Below are 18,278 nucleotides of genomic sequence, written 5' to 3'. Positions count from 1 at the left end.
CCTTGCCCCGTAGGCGCGGCGTTCGCCGTGAAGAGGCCAGTACAGACAGACGAGGACGTCATGCCCGAACGCACCCCGCTCGACCCCATCACCGCCCGCTGGCTGCCATGGGTGGTGGCGATCGCCTTCTTCATGCAGTCGCTGGACGGCACCATTCTCAACACCGCCCTGCCCGCCATGGCCCGCTCCCTGGCCGAAGACCCTCTGCGCATGCAGGGTGTGATCATTTCGTACATGCTCACCGTGGCCTTGCTGATCCCCGCCTCGGGCTGGATCGCCGACCGCTTCGGCACCAAGCGCATCTTTTTCAGTGCCATCTTGCTGTTCAGCTTCGGTTCGTTGCTGTGCGCGGTGGCCAACAGCCTGGGCTTTTTGATCTTCGCGCGGATCGTGCAGGGGCTCGGCGGGGCGCTGATGCTGCCGGTCGGCCGGCTGGTAGTGCTGCGTGCCTACCCTCGCACCGAACTGGTGCGCATCATGAGTTTCATCACCATCCCCGGTCTGCTCGGGCCATTGCTGGGCCCGACGGTAGGTGGCTGGCTGGTGGAGATCCTGAGCTGGCACTGGATCTTCCTGCTCAACTTGCCGGTCGGCCTGCTGGGCTGCTACGCCGTCTGGAAGTTCATACCCGACCTGCGCGGCGCCGAGCGCACTACGTTCGACGGGCCGGGCTTTTTGCTGTTCGGCGCCGCGATGGTGCTGATCACTATCGCCATGGAAGGCCTGGGCGAGCTGCACCTGCCGCACTTGCGCGTCATGTTGCTGCTGTTCGCCGGCATGGCCTGCCTGGCGGCCTACTGGCTGCGGGCCGGGCGCGACCCGGAGCCGTTGTTCTCTCCCAGCCTGTTCCGGGTACGTACCTTCGCCATCGGTATCTTGGGCAACCTGTTCGCCCGCCTGGGCAGCGGGGCACTGCCGTTCCTGGTACCGCTGCTGCTGCAGGTAGCGCTTGGCTATTCACCGGCACAGGCGGGCATGAGCATGATCCCCTTGGCGGCGGCGGCCATGGTCGCCAAGTCCGTGGCCAGGCCGCTGATCGAACGCCTTGGTTATCGCATCATCCTGACCGGCAATACGGTGCTGCTGGGCGTACTGCTGGCCGGCCTGGGCCTGGTGGACGAGCAGACCCCGTACTGGCTGCTGCTGGTGCAACTTGGCCTGCTGGGCGCCGTGAATTCCCTGCAGTTCACTGCCATGAACACGGTGACGCTGATCGACCTGGACGATGCCAGCGCCAGTAGCGGCAACAGCTTGTTGTCGGTGGTCGCCCAGCTGTCGCTGAGCCTGGGGGTGGCCTGTGCCGGTGCGCTGCTGGGCGGTTTCACGGCAGCAGGCAGCGCCGAAGGCGTGGAAACCACCCTGGGTGCGTTCCAGCTGACGTTCTTCACCATTGGCATCATGGCCATGCTGGCGGCGGCCATCTTCCTGCAACTGGCGCCGACGGACGGAAGGCGTGCCCGTCGTCCGGAAGAGCACGTGGAGTCTTAGGGCGAATGGCGTCGGGGCTGGTAGACTGTGCAGCATTTTTCGCTTCGCACCGTAGGCCCGCCTCGTGACCACCGATTCCACCGCCTTTGCCACCTTGCCGTTGTCCGCCGCCATGCTGGCCAACCTGGACGCCCTCGGCTACACCTCGATGACGCCGATCCAGGCCCAGAGCCTGCCGGTCATTCTCAAGGGCCAGGACCTGATCGCCCAGGCCAAGACCGGCAGCGGCAAGACCGCCGCCTTTGGTATCGGCTTGCTCAACCCGATCAACCCTCGGTACTTCGGCTGCCAGGCGCTGGTGCTGTGCCCCACGCGCGAGCTCGCCGACCAGGTGGCCAAGGAACTGCGTCGCCTGGCCCGTGCCGAAGACAACATCAAGATCCTGACGCTGTGTGGCGGCGTGTCGCTGGGCCCTCAGATCGCCTCCCTGGAGCACGGTGCGCACATCATCGTCGGCACCCCGGGCCGCATCCAGCAGCACCTGGACAAGGGCACGCTGGTTTTGGGCGGCCTGAACACGCTGATCCTCGACGAAGCCGACCGCATGCTCGACATGGGCTTCTTCGATGCCATCGCCAGCATCATCGCCAAGACCCCAGCGCGCCGCCAGACCTTGCTGTTCTCCGCCACCTACCCCTCCAGCATCAAGCAGCTGGCGGCCGATTTCATGCGCGACCCGCAGCAGGTCAGGGTCGAGAGCCTGCATACCGACAACCAGATCGAGCAGCGCTTCATCGAAATCGCCCCCGAGCAGCGCCTTGAGGCGGTGACCCGTGTGCTGGCCCATTATCGTCCCCAGTCCTGCGTGGCGTTCTGCTTCACCAAGCAGCAGTGCGAGGACGTGGTGGCCCACCTCACGGCCAAGGGCATCGTGGCCCAGGCGCTGCACGGTGACCTGGAGCAGCGTGACCGCGACCAGGTGCTGACCATGTTCGCCAACCGCAGCAGCTCGGTGCTGGTGGCCACCGATGTGGCCGCCCGCGGCCTGGACATCGACGGCCTGGACATGGTCATCAACGTGGAACTGGCGCGTGATGCCGAAATCCACGTGCACCGGGTGGGCCGCACGGGCCGCGCTGGCGAGAAGGGTATCGCGGTCAGCCTGGTCGCGCCTGCCGAAGGCCATCGCGCCCAGGCCATCGAAGCCTTGCAGAAGAGCCCGCTGCGCTGGGACCTGTTGGACAGCCTCAAGAACAAAGGCGGCGAGCCACTGCTGCCGGTCATGAGCACGCTGTGCATCGCAGCCGGGCGCAAGGACAAGCTGCGCCCGGGCGATATCCTCGGTGCGCTGACCGGTGATGCCGGCATCCCCGGCAAGCAGGTGGGCAAGATCGCGATCTTTGATTTCCAGGCATTTGTGGCAGTGGAGCGGGCACTGGCCAAGCAGGCCATGCAGCGCTTGAATAGCGGCAAGATCAAGGGCCGCTCCCTGAAAGTCCGCATCGTCTGACATTTATTTCGGGCCGCGTTGCAGCCTGTCGCAAACAAGCCAGCCCCCACAGGGTCATCACAGGCCTCAAGCCGGTGCCGTCCCTGTGGGGGCTGGCTTGCCTGCGATGGGCTGCAACGCGGCCGCGGCTATTGATGAGGTAACACCGTGCACTCCACCGACGTGATCATCCTGGGCGCAGGCGCTGCCGGCCTGATGTGTGCCCAGCTCAGCGCCCGCCGGGGCCGCCGGGTCCTGCTGCTCGACCACGCCAACAAGCCAGGCAAGAAGATCCTGATGTCCGGCGGCGGGCGCTGCAATTTCACCAACCTGTACACCGAGCCGAGCAACTTCCTCTCGCACAACGCGCACTTCTGCAAGTCGGCCCTGGCGCGTTACACCCAGTGGGACTTCATCGAGCTGGTGTGCAAGCATGGCGTGCCCTACCACGAGAAAAAGCTGGGCCAGCTGTTCTGCGACAACAAGGCCAGTGACATCCTTGACATGCTCCTGGCCGAGTGCGACGAAGCCGGCGCCGAAATCCGCATGCACACCAGCATCGAGCAGATCGACAAGACCGACAGCGGCTACCTGCTGCGCACCAGCGCTGGCCCATTCGCTTGCCAGTCGTTGGTGATCGCGACGGGCGGCCTGTCCATCCCGACGTTGGGTGCGACCGGTTTCGGCTACCAGGTGGCCCGACAGTTTGGCCATACCTTGCTGCCAACCCGCGCGGGCCTGGTGCCGTTCACCATCACCGAGCCCCAGCTCAAGGCCATGTGCACCGAACTGTCCGGCACCTCGCTGGACTGCACCGCCAGTTGCAACGGCACCAGCTTCCGTGAAAATCTGCTGTTCACCCACCGGGGCCTGAGCGGCCCGGCGATCTTGCAGGTTTCTTCATTCTGGGAAGCTGGCGATACGCTTGAGATCAACCTGCTGCCTGACCGCGATGCGCTGGACTGGTTGCACACCCAGCAAACCGAGCGCGGCAATGCTGAACTCAAGACCGTACTGGGCGAGGTGTTCACGCGCAAGCTGGCCACTTTGCTGGCCGAGCAGTGGTTCGAATCCAAGCCGATGAAGCAGTACACACCGGCCGAACTGGCCCTGATCGCCGACAAGCTGGCACGCTGGCAACTGGTGCCTGCCGGCACCGAAGGCTACCGCACCGCCGAAGTGACCCTGGGCGGCGTGGACACCCGTGAGGTCTCGTCCAAGACGATGGAGTCGCTCAAGAGCCCGGGGCTTTACTTCATCGGTGAAGTGCTGGACGTGACGGGGCACCTTGGCGGCTTCAACTTCCAGTGGGCCTGGGCATCGGCCAACGCCGCGGCGCAGTTCGTCTAGGGTAGAATCCAACGCGCAGCACGGAACGCTTCTTGCTGGCACGTGCTCAATAGCGGGTGGCGGGGCATCTGGCTGCCCGCTCATCGCTACGGTATTTCTACGATCACTGCCCGGCAGGCCATCATGTCATCGAGCTCGTTACGTCATTCATTGCGTCGCCTGTGGGGCCAGGACAAGTTCAGCTACAGCATCCGGGTGACCATTGCCCTTACCGGCAGCCTTGCCCTGTGCTGGCACCAGAACGAAATGGCCCTGTTGATCCCGCTGTTTCTGGGCATCATCGCCAGTGCCCTGGCTGAAACCGATGACAGCTGGCAAGGCCGCCTCAGCGCCCTGGCGGTCACCCTGGTGTGTTTTGCCATCGCGGCGCTCGCGGTCGAACTGCTGTTCCCCTACCCCCTGATCTTCGTCTGCGCCCTGGCCCTGGCAGCGTTTGCCTTGACCATGCTGGGCGCTTTGGGCGAGCGCTACGGCGCCATCGCATCGGCAACGCTGATCACAGCGGTTTACACGATGATCGGTGTGGACCAGCGCGGCGGGCAGGTGACGGACTTCTGGCACGAACCCATGCTGCTGGTGGCGGGTGCGGCCTGGTATGGGCTGCTCTCGGTGCTGTGGCAGGCACTGTTTTCCAACCAACCGGTGCAGCAAAGCCTGGCGAAACTGTTCTTCGAACTGGGCAGCTACCTCAAGCTCAAGGCCAGCCTGTTCGAGCCTGTCCGCACCCTGGACGTCGAGGCACGTCGGCTTGAACTGGCCCAGCAAAATGGCAAGGTGGTGGCGGCCCTCAATGCGGCGAAGGAAATCATCCTGCACCGGGTGGGCAACAGCCAACCCAACTCCAAGGTCAGCCGCTACCTGAAACTCTACTTCCTGGCCCAGGATATCCATGAGCGGGTCAGCGCCTCCCACTACCCCTACAATGCACTGGCCGAAGCCTTCTTCCACAGCGATGTGATGTTCCGGTGCCAGCGCCTGCTGCGCAAGCAAGGCGCCTCGTGCCAGGAGCTGGCACGCTCGATTCGGCTGCGACAACCTTTCGTGCTGGCCAGCGGCTTTACCGAGGCACTAGAAGACCTCAACGCTTCGCTCGAACACCTGCGCGGCCAGAACAACCCGGCCTGGCGCGGGCTGCTGCGCTCATTGCGTGCACTGGCGGCCAACCTGGCCACGCTCGATCGCCTGCTCGGTGCTGCAAGCAATCCCGACAGCCTGGCCGATGCCAGCGACAGCAGCCTGCTGGACCGCTCGCCGCGCTCGCTCAAGGACATGGGCAAGCGCCTGCGCACGCAATTGACGCCCACCTCGCTGCTGTTCCGCCATGCTCTGCGCCTGCCGCTGGCCCTGTCCATCGGTTACGGCATGGTGCACCTGATCCACCCAACCCAGGGCTACTGGATCATCCTCACCACCCTGTTCGTGTGCCAACCCAACTACGGGGCGACCCGGCGTAAACTGGTGCAGCGCATCATCGGCACCGCCGTAGGCCTGACCGTTGGCTGGGCGCTGTTCGACCTGTTCCCCAACCCGGTCATCCAGTCGCTGTTCGCGGTCGTGGCGGGGGTGGTGTTCTTCGTCAACCGGACCACGCGCTACACCCTGGCCACGGCCGCGATCACACTGATGGTGCTGTTCTGTTTCAACCAGATCGGCGATGGCTACGGGCTGTTCCTGCCAAGGCTGTTCGATACCCTGATCGGGAGCCTGATCGCCATCCTTGCCGTGTTCCTGTTCCTGCCCGACTGGCAAGGCCGCCGCTTGAACAAGGCGCTGGCCAACACACTGATCTGCGCCAGCGAATACCTGCGCCAGATCATGCAGCAATATGCCTACGGCAAGCGCGACGACCTGGCCTATCGCCTGGCGCGGCGCAATGCCCACAATGCCGATGCAGCGCTGTCGACGACCCTGGCCAACATGCTCATGGAGCCTGGCCACTTTCGCAAGGAGGCCGATGTGGGCTTCCGCTTCCTGGTGCTGTCGCACACCCTGCTCAGCTACCTGTCGGGACTGGGCGCCCACCGCGACACGGCCCTGCCGGCCGAGGCACGGGAGCACTTGATCGAGGGTGCGGGCAGCCGCCTGGCGAACAGCCTTGAGGAGATAGCCAATGGCCTGGCGGCGCGTTCACCGGTAGCGATTCACAGTGATGCCGAAGAAGCGCTCGCCACCGCTCTTGAACAGATGCCCGAGGAGGTGGATGAACATCAGCGCCTGGTACAGACGCAACTGGCATTGATCTGCCGCCAGTTGGCCCCTTTGCGCACGTTGGCGGCGCATTTGATCAAGAAGAATGCTTCGGCAGGTAACGCCTCGCGTTAGGTCTGGCGCGAGGGTATATAGCCTGTTTTGCCTACGAAGACGGGCAAATCTCCAAGCGCTGCGGACCGGCCATGATCAGCTGCGAAGCTCAAATCCGAAGCCACTGCCAAGCCGGCGCCTGGGAACGCCACCCGCTCGCCTAGAACCCATACTGATGCAGTAACCGGTCATAACTGCCATCGGCCTTCATGGCGGCGATGGCCGCGTCGAAGCGCGCGACGATCGACTGGTGGTCCGGATGCTTCAGGCTGACCAGGATGTGCAGCGGGTTCTCGCCCAGTACAGGCTCCATCAGCTCTACCTTGTCACGCACATTGTCCGGCTCGCGCTGCAGGTGATAGCGGGCCACGTACTCGTCCTCCACGGCCAGGCTTACACGCCCCGCCGCCAGCATGCGCACGGCGGACGAAAAGGTACTGACCGCAACCTTGTGCAAGCGGGTATTGCCGTCGAACGCGCTCGAGTAGGCGTAATCACGCACCACGGCGATGCTGTAGGGGTACAGGTCCGAGAGGTGCTCGTAATGCAGGCCCGCGTCCTTGCGCTGCAGCAGGCGGATGCGGTTGCTCAGGTAGGCGCTGGAAAACTGCCCGATGCGTGCGCGCGCGTCGTTGTGCCAGGCGTTGATCAGTATGTCGTAACGGCCGTCACCGACGCCTGCCAGGGCCCGCGCCCAGGGTGCCTCCTCGAAGCTGCTGCTGTAGCCCGCCCGCGTCAGCGCCGTGGTCACGATGCTGATGGCCAAACCGCCGCCAGGCATGCTGGCGTCAGTGAAGGGCGGCCAATGGTCCGATACCAGCCGCAGCTTGGCGGCGGCTGCGGCCGGGGGCACCATGACAGTGGCCAGTAACCCGAGAACACAAAGCATCAGCCGCATGCCCAAGCCCTTGTGCGGTGAAGAAACGTACACTGCGAATGAGCTTACACAAAGGCTCTGGCCGGGGCAGCGGCCAATAGTGTCATCTAGCCTCTATTCTGGCCGAACCTGCGATTTTTATTGCAGCGGCCTTAGCGGGTACAGGTCAGGGATAACCCAGTACCTGGCGTACCTGATTCAGGTGAAGCTCGATCCACTGCCGGTCGATGGCCCCCCAGTCCTGTATACGGTAGTGACCTGCGTGATTGCGCGCGCCTTCCTGCTGCTCGAAGGTGCAGACGATGTCCAGATCGGCCAGCGCCGCAAGGGTGTCCTGGGCCGTGCGCCGGGGCATGCCCGTAGCCTGCATCAGCGCAGGCACGCTGGTAGCGGTCTGGCTGTCGATCAGCCAGGCGACGTAAAGACGGCGGTAGAAACTGCTTTTTGTCTTGCTCACTTCCATGCTGCGGGGTCCTCAAGCGTTGCCCGGCAATTCCCGATAGGTCAGGTAGACGCGCAGGTCGAATTCCAGTTGATGGTAGTCCGGCTCCATGTGCTGACAGAGCTGGTAAAACGCCTTGTTGTGGTCACGCTCGCGCAAATGCGCCAACTCGTGCACCACGATCATGCGTAGAAATTGCGGCGCGGCCTCCTTGAACAGCGAGGCGATGCGGATCTCCTTCTTGGCCTTGAGTTTGCCGCCCTGCACGCGTGAGACAGCAGTGTTCAGGCCCAGCGCCCGGTGGGTCAGGTCCAGGCGGTTGTCGAACAGCACCTTGTCCAGCGGCGGTGCACTGCGCAGAAAACGCTGGCGCAGTTCCTGGGCGTAGCCGTACAGGGCCTTGTCGCTTTGTACCTCGTGGCGCTCTGGATAGCGCTTGTGCAGGTACTCGCCAAGGCGGTCGCTGTCGATCATCTGCCGCACTTGCTGTTGCAGGTGCGGTGGGTAGGCTTGCAGGTAGCGTAGGACGGTCATGGCAGTACGGTCGGCGTAACGAGCGCCAATTCTAACCCGCCAGCGGATCAGGCCAGGGGAAAATTGCCGGGAAGTTGCCGGCATCGGCAGCTGTCATGGGGTGCGCTACCAGAAAGCCCTGAACGTATTCGCAGCCTGCGGCTTTAAGCCATTGAGCCTGAGCCTGGGTTTCAACGCCCTCGGCAATCACGGTGATCCCGTAATCGGCACACAGCCCGATGACGCTGCGTGCCAGCGCCGCATCGGTCGACGCGTCCGGCAAGCGCGCCACCAGGTGGCGATCGAGTTTCAGGGTGTCGATGGGCAAATCGCGCAGCATGCGCAGCGAACAGTCACCGGCGCCGAAATCGTCCAACGCCACCCGCACACCCAGCGCACGCAACCGGTCGACCTGCTTGACCGCCGCATCGATGTTGTACATGAGCGAGGTTTCGGCCACTTCCACTTCCAGGTGCGCCGGCTGCAGGCCATAGCGCTGGATGACCCGTTGCAGCTCCTCGACCAGGCTTGGCGAGACGAACTGGGCCCGGCTCAGGCTGATGCCCAACACGATGTCGGTTGCAAAGCGTTGATACCAGGCCTGGCGCTGGGCAGCACTCTGACCGTAGATCCAGCCGGCCAGGCGGTTGATCAGCCGCGCCTCCTCAAGCAGGGGGATGAACAGGCCTGGCGGCACATCGCCAACGCTGGGGTGCTGCCAACGCAGCAGGGCTTCGAAGCCGCGCAGGCGACCATCGGCGAAGGCCACTTGCGGCTGGTACACCAGGGTGAAATCCTGCTGCTCGATGGCTGTACGCACGCCGTCTTCGAGCATCAGGCGGGAGCGGGCGCGGCCATTGAGCTCCTGGTCGTAGAAGCGATACTGCTGGCGCCCTGCCTGCTTGGCAGCGTACATGGCCGCATCGGCTGCGCGCAGCAAGCCTTCTACGTTGCCACCGCAGTCAGGGTACGTGGCGATACCGATGCTCACGCCCAGGCACACGTCCAGCCCATCGATCTGATGGCTGATGGCAATGCGCTCGAGCAGCCGCTCGGCGTAGCGCCCGGCTTGCTCGGCATAGGGCAAGCCGTCGAACAGCGCGGTGAATTCGTCCCCGCCCATGCGTGCCAACAGCGCTTCACTGCCCAGGCAATCCTTGAGTTGCTCGGCCACCCAGCGCAGGACCCGGTCACCGGCATCATGACCAAGGGAGTCGTTGATACGCTTGAAGCCATCGAGGTCCATGTACATCAAGGCCTGCGCCCGGTCCGAACGCTCATTGCGCAGCAACGCCCCTTCGGCCGCCTGGTAGAACCCACGGCGATTGAGCAGACCGGTGAGCGGGTCGGTAATGGCTTGGTATTCGAGTTGTTGGTGCAGGTTGTGCACCGCCGACATGTCCAGCACGGTTACCACCATCGCCTGTTGCTCGGCAGGCAGGGGCGCACATGACAGGGCCACCGGCAGCAGCTCGCCGCTCGGGCGACGCAACTGGGCGTCATGCATGCGGTGGATGCGCCTGGCCAGATAGCTTTGGTGGAACGTCGAATCCTGCCACGTACTCGGCGTGCTCAGCTGCAACAGCCCCAGCAGATCGACGTTCTGCAACTGTTCGATAGGCGTTGCCAGCAGGGAGCAGATAGCCGGGTTGGCGAAGCGGATGATGCCCCCGGCATCCACCACCAGAATACCCTCGGCCGCATTGTCCAGAATCGATGCATTGAAGGCGCGGGCCTCGTCGAGTTCACGGGTCAGCGCCTGCAGGCGCCGCCGATTGCGCTGCTGGTCGAGCAGGGCCTGCACCTTGGGCTTGAGAATCCGCGGGTCGAACGGCTTGAACATGTAGTCCACGGCGCCGTTGGCGTAGCCTTTCAACACGGCGGCCTGGGACTGCTCGTTGGCTGTCAGGAAGATGATGGGCGTGAGTTGGGTTCGCTGGCTGCCGCGCATCAGGCGAGCGACTTCGAAGCCGTCCATCTCAGGCATGTGCACATCCAGTAAAACCAGGTCGACATCGTTTTCCAGCAATGCGCTCAGGGCTTCTCGGCCCGAACTTGCCGTCAGCACCAGCCAATCCTGGCGCGACAACAAGGCTTGCATACTGATGAGGTTCTCTGGGTAATCGTCGACTACCAGAAGCACCGAGCTGCCATCCTGTGGCATGAGTTGAAGGTGAGCGCCATCCATGCTGCATCTCTGTTATATGACCGACTACAAACTGGCCGTTGGATCCAGTTTTACCCCAGGCATGAGCTGATAGCACGCATCACAAGCCAAAAACCATCAGCCACTGACTGAAGGTAGCCGACCGATCGCGGTTTCGCTGACATTCTGTGACATGCAATGGCAGAACGCTTTCGCAGCCACCGCCAGAAACGAAAAACCCGCATCGCTGCGGGTTTTCCGGGGGCCGGTTTGCTTAGTTGACTTTTGCGGCCAGCTCGCCTTTGGCGTAGCGCTGGAACATGCCTTCCAGGGAGATCGGCTTGATCTTCGAGGCATGGCCGGCAGTGCCGAATGCTTCGTAACGGGCGATGCACACGTCGCGCATGGCTTTTACGGTTTCAGCGAAGAACTTGCGCGGGTCGAACTCGCTCGGGTTCATGGCCATGTGACGACGGATGGCACCGGTGGACGCCAGACGCAGGTCGGTGTCGATGTTGACCTTGCGCACGCCGTACTTGATGCCTTCGACGATTTCCTCGACCGGCACACCGTAGGTTTCCTTGATGTCGCCGCCGTACTGGTTGATGATCGCCAGCCACTCCTGCGGTACGGAGGAGGAGCCGTGCATCACCAGGTGGGTGTCGGGAATGCGCTTGTGGATTTCCTTGATGCGGTCGATGGCCAGCACGTCACCGGTAGGCGGCTTGGTGAACTTGTAAGCACCGTGGCTGGTGCCGATGGCGATGGCCAGGGCATCGACCTGGGTCTTCTTGACGAAGTCGGCAGCTTCTTCAGGGTCGGTCAGCATCTGGCTGTGGTCGAGCACGCCTTCGGCACCGATACCGTCTTCCTCACCGGCCATGCCGGTTTCCAGCGAGCCCAGGCAGCCCAGTTCGCCTTCTACCGACACACCACAGGCATGGGCCATGGCAACGGTCTGCTGGGTGACGCGCACGTTGTATTCGTAATCGGTCGGGGTCTTGCCGTCTTCGCCGAGCGAGCCGTCCATCATGACCGAGCTGAAGCCCAGCTGGATGGAGCGCTGGCAGACATCCGGGCTGGTGCCGTGGTCCTGGTGCATGCACACCGGGATGTGCGGGAATTCTTCGATGGCCGCCAGGATCAGGTGACGCAGGAACGGCGCACCTGCGTACTTGCGCGCACCGGCCGAGGCCTGGACGATCACAGGGGAGTCGGTCTTGTCAGCCGCTTCCATGATGGCGCGCATCTGCTCAAGGTTGTTGACGTTGAAAGCCGGTACGCCATAACCGAACTCGGCGGCGTGGTCCAGCATCTGGCGCATGCTAATGAGTGCCATTGTGTATCTCTCTCCCGACAAGCGTCGTTGTTTCGTGCAAGCCTGCCGCAGGGGCAGTTGCTGTTCAAGTAGTGTGGGCCACCTAGCGGCCCGGCCAGTCACGGTGCCTTGCAGCCCCGCCCTATCAGATCGTTGGTCGCCACCCAGTACACCAGGCCTTCTTCGCCCTTGGTGTGAAACGCCAGCATGCCGTCGCTGTACAGCGCGCCGGAGGCGCCGGGCTCGGCCTTGAGCCGGTACACCTGGTCGCCGTCGCCAAGGCGTACGTCAACCTGGTCACGCTGGGGGTCGGCAAACCGCCACAGCACTTCGGCCTGGGTGTCGCAGACCCACCGGGTCCAGTTGTCCGCCGGCGCGGTCTGCGCCGGTTGCAGCATTGAACATCCTGCCAGTGTCGCCAGGGCCATTACGGCCAAGAGCGCTTTCATTCAGTTACCTCGATGGGCAGCACACGGCCCTTCTCCAAGACCACAAACCGGCCTGCAGGTTGCCAGCGGCCCGATCAAGGGCAGCCGGGCGCCTTGCGCTGGTGCTCTTCGTCGTACTTTTCCAGCCCTTCCGGGCCTACGCGCTTGCTGATCACTGGCACGGTTTCGGCTTGCCATTCGGACTGATAGCAACCGCCCTTGGGCGGTTGCGCCGGGTCGTCCTGGGCATCCGGGCTGCCGGCGCAGGCGCTCAGCAGCCCGACCAGCAGCAACACAGGCAACTGCTTGGCCATCAGGCCACTCCTTTTGCCAGGCGCCGTGTTCATCAGGCTTTGGCCCGCTCTTCGAGCATGGCCACCGCTGGCAGAACCTTGCCTTCGACGAACTCGAGGAAGGCGCCGCCACCGGTAGAAATGTAGGAGATATCCTGGCTGACGCCATATTTGTCGATGGCTGCCAGGGTATCACCGCCACCGGCGATGGAGAACGCGGCGCTGTCGGCGATTGCCTTGGCCAGCACCTGGGTGCCATTGCCGAACTGATCGAACTCGAATACACCAACCGGGCCATTCCACAGGATGGTCTTGGAGGACTTGAGCAAGTCGGCGAACTGGGCGGCGGTCTGCGGACCGATGTCCAGGATCATGTCGTCGGCCGCAACATCGGCAATGGCCTTGACGGTCGCTTCGGCGTCTTCGGCGAAGGCCTTGGCAACCACCACATCGACAGGCAGCGGCACGCTGACCTTGGCGGCAATGGCCTTGGCCGTTTCGACCAGATCGGGCTCGTACAGCGACTTTCCGACCGTGTGCCCGGCAGCCGCCAGGAAGGTGTTGGCGATGCCGCCACCGACGATCAGCTGATCGCATACCGAGCTCAGGCTGTTGAGCACGTCCAGCTTGGTGGACACCTTGGAGCCGGCGACGATGGCGGCCATTGGCTTGGCCGGGGCCTTCAGCGCCTTGCCCAGGGCATCCAGCTCAGCTGCCAGCAACGGGCCAGCCGCCGCGACCTTGGCGAACTTGGCAACGCCGTGGGTGGAACCCTCGGCGCGGTGAGCCGTGCCGAAGGCGTCCATCACGAACACATCGCACAGCGCCGCGTACTGCTGGGCCAGCTCATCGGCGTTCTTCTTCTCGCCCTTGTTGAAGCGCACGTTCTCGAACAGCACCAGCTCGCCTGCCTTGACCTCGACGCCACCCAGGTAGTCACCCACCAGCGGCACGTCACGGCCCAGCGCCTTGCTCAGGTACTTGGCAACCGGTTCAAGGCTGTTCTCGGCAGAGAATTCACCTTCAGTGGGGCGGCCCAGGTGCGAGCAGACCATCACCGCCGCACCCTTCTCCAGGGCCAGCTTGATGGTCGGCAGCGCTGCCTGGATGCGCGCATCGCTGGTCACCACACCGTCCTTGACAGGCACGTTCAGGTCTTCGCGAATCAGTACGCGCTTACCTTGCAGGTCCAGGTCGGTCATCTTCAACACGGTCATGAATGCGGTCCTTCAGGGCTGTTTGTTGCGGGTTGGGTGGACGACGTGCAGAAAATGTCCGGCAACGTCGAGCATACGGTTTGCAAACCCCCATTCGTTGTCGAACCAGGCCAGCAGGTTGACCAGGCGCGGGCCTGATACACGGGTCTGGCTGGCATCGACGATGGCCGAATGCGGGTCGTGGTTGAAATCACAACTGGCGTGGGGCAGCTCGGTGTAGGCCAGCAGCCCCTTGAGCGGCCCGGTCAGCGCCGCCTCGCGCAGTACCCTGTTGACCTCGGCTGCGGTGGTGTCGCGAGCGGTCTGCAAGGTGATGTCCAGGCACGAGACGTTGACCGTCGGCACGCGTACCGCTTTGGCCTGGATTCGCCCGGCAAGTTCCGGGAGCAGACGCTCGATGCCGCGCGCAAGGCCGGTGGACACCGGAATCACCGACTGGAACGCCGAACGGGTACGGCGCAGGTCTTCATGGTGATAGGCGTCGATCACTGGCTGGTCGTTCATGGCCGAGTGAATGGTGGTGATCTGTACATAGTCGATGCCAAATGCCTGATCCAGCACCCGCAGCAGCGGTACACCGCAGTTGGTGGTGCACGAAGCATTGGAGACCAGCCGCTCAATGCCGGTCAGGCAGTGCTGGTTGATGCCGTACACCACCGTGGCATCGACGTCAGCCTCGCTGGCCATGGGCTGGGAGAACAGCACCCTTGGCGCACCGGCCTCGAGAAAGCGCTGGCCATCGGCACGGGTGTTGTAGGCGCCGGAACACTCCAGGACCAGGTCCACGTCCAGGGCCGCCCAGTCGATGCCTTCGGGCGTGGCGCTGCGCATCACCTTCACGCAATCGCCATTGATGTGCAGGCAATCGCCATCGACCTTGACCTCGCCGGGAAAGCGCCCATGGGTGGAGTCGAAGCGGGTGAGGTATTCCAGGCTGGCCTGGTCGGCCAAGTCGTTGAGTGCGACGATCTCGAAATCGGCCCTGCTGCCCCGCTCGAACAGCGCGCGCAGAACACAGCGGCCGATACGGCCATAACCGTTGAGTGCAACTTTATAGGGACGCAAGTGGGACATTCGTTGACTCGCTAAGCGTGATGGCTTCGAGGCCGCATGGCGGCCTATCGCGGCACAAGGCCGCTTCCACAGGTACTACGCCGTGGCTGGCGACAGTACCTGTGGAAGCGGCCTCATGGCGCGATGGAGGGCGACGCCCTCCCCTCGCACGACCAGGAGGGCATCCTGCCCTCCCTGATACATCAGTCTTCCAGCAGCTCTTCGGCGGTACCGAGGATGTTCTCCAGGGTGAAGCCGAATTCTTCGAACAGTGCCGAGGCCGGCGCCGACTCACCGTAGGTGGTCATGCCGATGACGCGGCCTTCGAGGCCGACGTACTTGTACCAGAAGTCGGCATGTGCCGCTTCGATGGCGATACGGGCACTGACTTCCAGTGGCAGCACCGACTGCTTGTAGGCAGCATCCTGGGCATCGAACACGCTGGTCGATGGCATGGACACCACGCGTACATTGCGGCCTTGCTCGGTCAGCTTGTCGTAGGCCTGAACGGCCAGGCCCACTTCGGAGCCGGTGGCGATCAGGATCAGCTCAGGCTCGCCAGCGCAATCCTTGAGCACGTAGCCGCCACGGCTGATGGCAGCGAGTTGCTGCGCATCGCGGGCCTGGTGCTGCAGGTTCTGGCGCGAGAAGATCAGCGCCGATGGACCATCCTTGCGCTCCAGAGCGTTCTTCCAGGCCACGGCGGACTCCACGGCATCCGCCGGGCGCCAGGTGTCCAGGTTCGGCGTGGTGCGCAGGCTGGTCAGCTGCTCGATCGGCTGGTGGGTCGGACCGTCTTCGCCCAGGCCAATGGAGTCGTGGGTGTAGACATGGATCACGCGCTGCTTCATCAGCGCCGACATGCGCACGGCGTTGCGGGCGTATTCCATGAACATCAGGAACGTCGCGCCGTAAGGCACCAGGCCGCCGTGCAGGGCCACGCCGTTCATGATGGCGGTCATGCCGAATTCACGCACGCCGTAGAACACGTAGTTGCCGCTGGCATCGCCAGCTTCCACGCCCTTGCAGCCCTTCCACAGGGTCAGGTTGGAACCGGCCAGGTCCGCCGAACCGCCGAGGAACTCGGGCAACATCGGGCCATAGGCGTTCAGGGCATTCTGGCTGGCCTTGCGGCTGGCGATGGTTTCGCCCTTGGCCGCCACTTCCTCGATGTAGGCCTGGGCCTTTTCGCTGAAATCGGCAGGCAGGTCACCGGCCATGCGGCGCTTGAACTCTGCGGCCAGCTCCGGGTGCGCCTGAGCGTAGGCGTCGAAACGCTGGTTCCACTCGGCTTCGGCCTTGGCACCGGCTTGCTTGGCGTCCCACTCGGCATAGATGTCGGCGGGGATTTCGAACGGACCGTGGTTCCAGCCCAGTGCCTGACGGGTCAGGGCAATTTCGTCGTTGCCCAGCGGCGCGCCGTGGGACTCTTCCTTGCCCTGCTTGTTCGGCGAGCCGAAACCGATGGTGGTCTTGCAGCAGATCAGGGTCGGACGGTCGCTCTTGCGGGCGGTCTCGATGGCCGTCTTGATCTCTTCGGCGTCGTGGCCGTTGACGTTGCGGATCACCTGCCAGTTGTAGGCTTCGAAGCGCGCCGGGGTGTTGTCGGTGAACCAGCCATGCACTTCACCGTCGATGGAAATGCCGTTGTCGTCGTAGAAGGCAACCAGCTTGTTCAGCCCCAGGGTACCGGCCAGCGAGGCCACTTCGTGAGAAATGCCTTCCATCATGCAGCCATCGCCCAGGAACACATAGGTGTTGTGGTCGACGATGGTGTGGCCGTCACGGTTGAACTGGGCCGCCATGACTTTTTCGGCCAGGGCGAAGCCCACGGCGTTGGCGATGCCTTGGCCGAGCGGGCCGGTGGTGGTCTCGACGCCAGGGGTGTAACCGTGCTCCGGGTGGCCAGGGGTACGGCTGTGCAGTTGACGGAAGCCCTTGAGGTCGTCGATCGACAGGTCGTAGCCGGTCAGGTGAAGCAGCGAATAGATAAGCATCGAACCGTGGCCGTTGGACAGCACGAAGCGGTCGCGATCGGGAAATGCCGGGTTGCTCGGGTTGTGCTTGAGGTAGTCGCGCCAAAGAACCTCGGCGATATCCGCCATGCCCATGGGGGCACCGGGGTGGCCGCTGTTGGCCTTTTGCACGGCATCCATGCTAAGGGCACGAATGGCGTTGGCACGTTCACGACGGCTGGGCATCGCTGATCTCCTGGGGGCTTGAATAGGTGGTGATACGAAAAAGGCGTCCATTTTCGCCCACTGGGGCGCTTGGGGCAAACATTTAAGCAGCAAGCGGCGTGCATTGGTCCGATCATCGACCGCAATGGCAACACAAGGGTAATGGCTAATGGGCAACGGACCTGCAATATCAAAACTTTTTGATATAGGCCTTGCTAGGGCAACGATGCCTGTCTAGACTCCCGCACCATGAACCTTCGTGCGCAAGCGATACCGGAACAACGCGAGGCACTGGCCGCCCTGTGCAAGGCCAGTGGCGACGAGTTGCGCCTGAATGTGCTGCGCGCCCTGGCCAACGATTCCTTCGGCGTGCTGGAGCTGGCGCAGATCTTCGACATCGGCCAGTCGGGCATGAGCCACCACCTCAAGGTGCTGGCCCAGGCCGACCTGGTAGCCACCCGTCGGGAAGGCAACGCCATTTTCTATCGCCGCGCCCTGCCCGACAGCTTGCGCTTGGGCGGACGCTTGCACGCCGCGCTGCTCGACGAGGTCGATGACCTGGCCTTGCCCGCCGAGGTGCAAGGCCGCATCGCCCAGGTGCAGCAGCGCCGCGCGGCAACCAGCCAGGACTTCTTCCTGCGCGTGGAAGAGCGCTTTCGCGCCCAGCAGGACCTGATCGCAGGCTTGCCGCAATATCGCGAGAGCCTGCTGGCGCTGCTCGACAAGCTGCATTTCGACCCAAGCGCCAGCGCGCTTGAGGTCGGCCCCGGCGATGGGGGGTTCCTTCCGGACCTGGCTCGGCGTTTTGCGCAGGTTACCGCGCTTGACAACAGCCCGACCATGCTCGAACTCGCCCGCCAGGTCTGTCAGCGCGAAGGGCTGGACAACGTGAACCTGCAGTTGGCCGATGCACTGGGTGCAACGGATGTGGTCGCCGACTGCGTTGTGCTGAACATGGTCCTGCATCATTTCAGCGATCCGGCCCTGGCGTTGTGCCAGCTGGCCAAACGGGTGAAGGCAGGCGGCAGCCTGTTGATCACCGAATTGTGCAGCCATGACCAGGGGTGGGCGCGGGAAGCCTGCGGCGACCTGTGGCTCGGCTTCGAACAGGACGACTTGGCCCGCTGGGCCAACGCGGCAGGCCTGTCCCACGGGGATAGCCTGTACGTAGGCCTGCGTAACGGTTTCCAGATCCAGGTCCGCCATTTCCAGCGGACGGCTGGCGACATACACCATCGGTAAA

The 18,278-nt window shown here is 63.6% G+C and carries 15 protein-coding genes; 5 read left to right on the top strand and 10 right to left on the bottom strand.

The window, feature by feature from the left end; translation table 11 throughout:
• Positions 1–60 precede the first annotated feature (60 nt).
• The 4 genes from mdtD (at position 61) to yccS (ending at position 6,589) form a co-directional block, all read left to right on the top strand.
• The gene (gene mdtD / locus MOP87_RS01205) at positions 61–1,488 is read left to right on the top strand and encodes a multidrug transporter subunit MdtD (protein WP_023533030.1); all 1,428 of its coding nucleotides are present in this window, start codon (positions 61–63) and stop codon (positions 1,486–1,488) included.
• Between the two features lie 112 nt (positions 1,489–1,600).
• Complete coding sequence (gene dbpA / locus MOP87_RS01200; protein ID WP_230396040.1) at positions 1,601–2,938, top strand: ATP-dependent RNA helicase DbpA; 1,338 nt, start codon at positions 1,601–1,603, stop codon at positions 2,936–2,938.
• 147 nt (positions 2,939–3,085) lie between these two features.
• Positions 3,086–4,267, top strand: coding sequence for an NAD(P)/FAD-dependent oxidoreductase (locus MOP87_RS01195; protein WP_027914004.1), 1,182 nt, complete (start codon positions 3,086–3,088; stop codon positions 4,265–4,267).
• A 123-nt stretch (positions 4,268–4,390) separates the two neighbouring features.
• Positions 4,391–6,589 (top strand): YccS family putative transporter, encoded by a 2,199-nt coding sequence (gene yccS, locus MOP87_RS01190; protein ID WP_242810024.1) that lies wholly within the window; start codon positions 4,391–4,393, stop codon positions 6,587–6,589.
• Between the two features lie 139 nt (positions 6,590–6,728).
• Here the strand turns inward: yccS and MOP87_RS01185 are convergent, their stop codons facing one another.
• The 10 genes from MOP87_RS01185 to tkt all read right to left on the bottom strand — a co-directional run bounded on the left by MOP87_RS01185 (position 6,729) and on the right by tkt (position 17,056).
• Positions 6,729–7,466: a transporter substrate-binding domain-containing protein gene (locus MOP87_RS01185; RefSeq protein ID WP_027914006.1), complete on the bottom strand. Its 738-nt coding sequence runs from the start codon at positions 7,464–7,466 to the stop codon at positions 6,729–6,731.
• Positions 7,467–7,611: 145 nt separating this feature from the next.
• The gene (locus tag MOP87_RS01180; RefSeq protein WP_027914007.1) at positions 7,612–7,908 is read right to left on the bottom strand and encodes a winged helix-turn-helix domain-containing protein; all 297 of its coding nucleotides are present in this window, start codon (positions 7,906–7,908) and stop codon (positions 7,612–7,614) included.
• A 12-nt stretch (positions 7,909–7,920) separates the two neighbouring features.
• Positions 7,921–8,421, bottom strand: coding sequence for a M48 family metallopeptidase (locus tag MOP87_RS01175; protein WP_023532914.1), 501 nt, complete (start codon positions 8,419–8,421; stop codon positions 7,921–7,923).
• Between the two features lie 31 nt (positions 8,422–8,452).
• A complete protein-coding gene (locus MOP87_RS01170) occupies positions 8,453–10,588 on the bottom strand; it encodes an EAL domain-containing protein (RefSeq protein ID WP_027914008.1) in 2,136 nt (711 codons plus the stop codon).
• A gap of 232 nt (positions 10,589–10,820) precedes the next feature.
• Positions 10,821–11,885, bottom strand: coding sequence for a class II fructose-bisphosphate aldolase (fba, locus tag MOP87_RS01165; RefSeq protein ID WP_023533056.1), 1,065 nt, complete (start codon positions 11,883–11,885; stop codon positions 10,821–10,823).
• 98 nt (positions 11,886–11,983) lie between these two features.
• Positions 11,984–12,313 carry an MliC family protein gene (locus MOP87_RS01160; RefSeq protein ID WP_197873962.1) on the bottom strand — a complete coding sequence of 110 codons (330 nt, stop codon included), beginning with the start codon at positions 12,311–12,313 and terminating at the stop codon, positions 11,984–11,986.
• A gap of 74 nt (positions 12,314–12,387) precedes the next feature.
• Positions 12,388–12,639, bottom strand: coding sequence for a hypothetical protein (locus MOP87_RS01155; protein WP_027914011.1), 252 nt, complete (start codon positions 12,637–12,639; stop codon positions 12,388–12,390).
• Positions 12,639–13,802, bottom strand: coding sequence for a phosphoglycerate kinase (locus MOP87_RS01150; protein ID WP_028687244.1), 1,164 nt, complete (start codon positions 13,800–13,802; stop codon positions 12,639–12,641). Before MOP87_RS01150 ends, MOP87_RS01155 begins: the two co-directional genes overlap by 1 nt.
• 12 nt (positions 13,803–13,814) lie before the next feature.
• Positions 13,815–14,876 (bottom strand): erythrose-4-phosphate dehydrogenase, encoded by a 1,062-nt coding sequence (epd, locus tag MOP87_RS01145; RefSeq protein WP_140174829.1) that lies wholly within the window; start codon positions 14,874–14,876, stop codon positions 13,815–13,817.
• A gap of 182 nt (positions 14,877–15,058) precedes the next feature.
• A complete protein-coding gene (gene tkt, locus MOP87_RS01140; protein ID WP_059183444.1) occupies positions 15,059–17,056 on the bottom strand; it encodes a transketolase in 1,998 nt (665 codons plus the stop codon).
• Positions 17,057–17,284: 228 nt separating this feature from the next.
• Here tkt and MOP87_RS01135 point away from each other — a divergent pair, with 228 nt between their 5' ends.
• The gene (locus MOP87_RS01135) at positions 17,285–18,277 is read left to right on the top strand and encodes a metalloregulator ArsR/SmtB family transcription factor (RefSeq protein ID WP_027914015.1); all 993 of its coding nucleotides are present in this window, start codon (positions 17,285–17,287) and stop codon (positions 18,275–18,277) included.
• Position 18,278: the final 1 nt, after the last annotated feature.

The organism is Pseudomonas sp. I3-I5 (assembly GCF_022699445.1).
In the GTDB taxonomy this organism is placed as follows: Bacteria; Pseudomonadota; Gammaproteobacteria; order Pseudomonadales; family Pseudomonadaceae; genus Aquipseudomonas; species Aquipseudomonas fulva.
The sequence above is the reverse complement of the archived record's forward strand: the minus strand, read 5'-3'. Positions and strand labels throughout refer to the sequence as shown.

What these genes read in the sequence shown, in the direction of transcription:
- mdtD (WP_023533030.1), top strand. Translation starts at nt 61, where the DNA reads ATGCCCGAACGCACCCCGCTCGACCCCATCACCGCCCGCTGGCTGCCA.
- dbpA (WP_230396040.1), top strand. Translation starts at nt 1,601, where the DNA reads ATGCTGGCCAACCTGGACGCCCTCGGCTACACCTCGATGACGCCGATC.
- yccS (WP_242810024.1), top strand. Translation starts at nt 4,391, where the DNA reads ATGTCATCGAGCTCGTTACGTCATTCATTGCGTCGCCTGTGGGGCCAG.
- MOP87_RS01185 (WP_027914006.1), bottom strand. Translation starts at nt 7,466, where the DNA reads ATGCGGCTGATGCTTTGTGTTCTCGGGTTACTGGCCACTGTCATGGTG.
- MOP87_RS01180 (WP_027914007.1), bottom strand. Translation starts at nt 7,908, where the DNA reads ATGGAAGTGAGCAAGACAAAAAGCAGTTTCTACCGCCGTCTTTACGTC.
- MOP87_RS01175 (WP_023532914.1), bottom strand. Translation starts at nt 8,421, where the DNA reads ATGACCGTCCTACGCTACCTGCAAGCCTACCCACCGCACCTGCAACAG.
- MOP87_RS01170 (WP_027914008.1), bottom strand. Translation starts at nt 10,588, where the DNA reads ATGGATGGCGCTCACCTTCAACTCATGCCACAGGATGGCAGCTCGGTG.
- fba (WP_023533056.1), bottom strand. Translation starts at nt 11,885, where the DNA reads ATGGCACTCATTAGCATGCGCCAGATGCTGGACCACGCCGCCGAGTTC.
- MOP87_RS01160 (WP_197873962.1), bottom strand. Translation starts at nt 12,313, where the DNA reads ATGAAAGCGCTCTTGGCCGTAATGGCCCTGGCGACACTGGCAGGATGT.
- MOP87_RS01155 (WP_027914011.1), bottom strand. Translation starts at nt 12,639, where the DNA reads ATGAACACGGCGCCTGGCAAAAGGAGTGGCCTGATGGCCAAGCAGTTG.
- MOP87_RS01150 (WP_028687244.1), bottom strand. Translation starts at nt 13,802, where the DNA reads ATGACCGTGTTGAAGATGACCGACCTGGACCTGCAAGGTAAGCGCGTA.
- epd (WP_140174829.1), bottom strand. Translation starts at nt 14,876, where the DNA reads ATGTCCCACTTGCGTCCCTATAAAGTTGCACTCAACGGTTATGGCCGT.
- tkt (WP_059183444.1), bottom strand. Translation starts at nt 17,056, where the DNA reads ATGCCCAGCCGTCGTGAACGTGCCAACGCCATTCGTGCCCTTAGCATG.
- MOP87_RS01135 (WP_027914015.1), top strand. Translation starts at nt 17,285, where the DNA reads ATGAACCTTCGTGCGCAAGCGATACCGGAACAACGCGAGGCACTGGCC.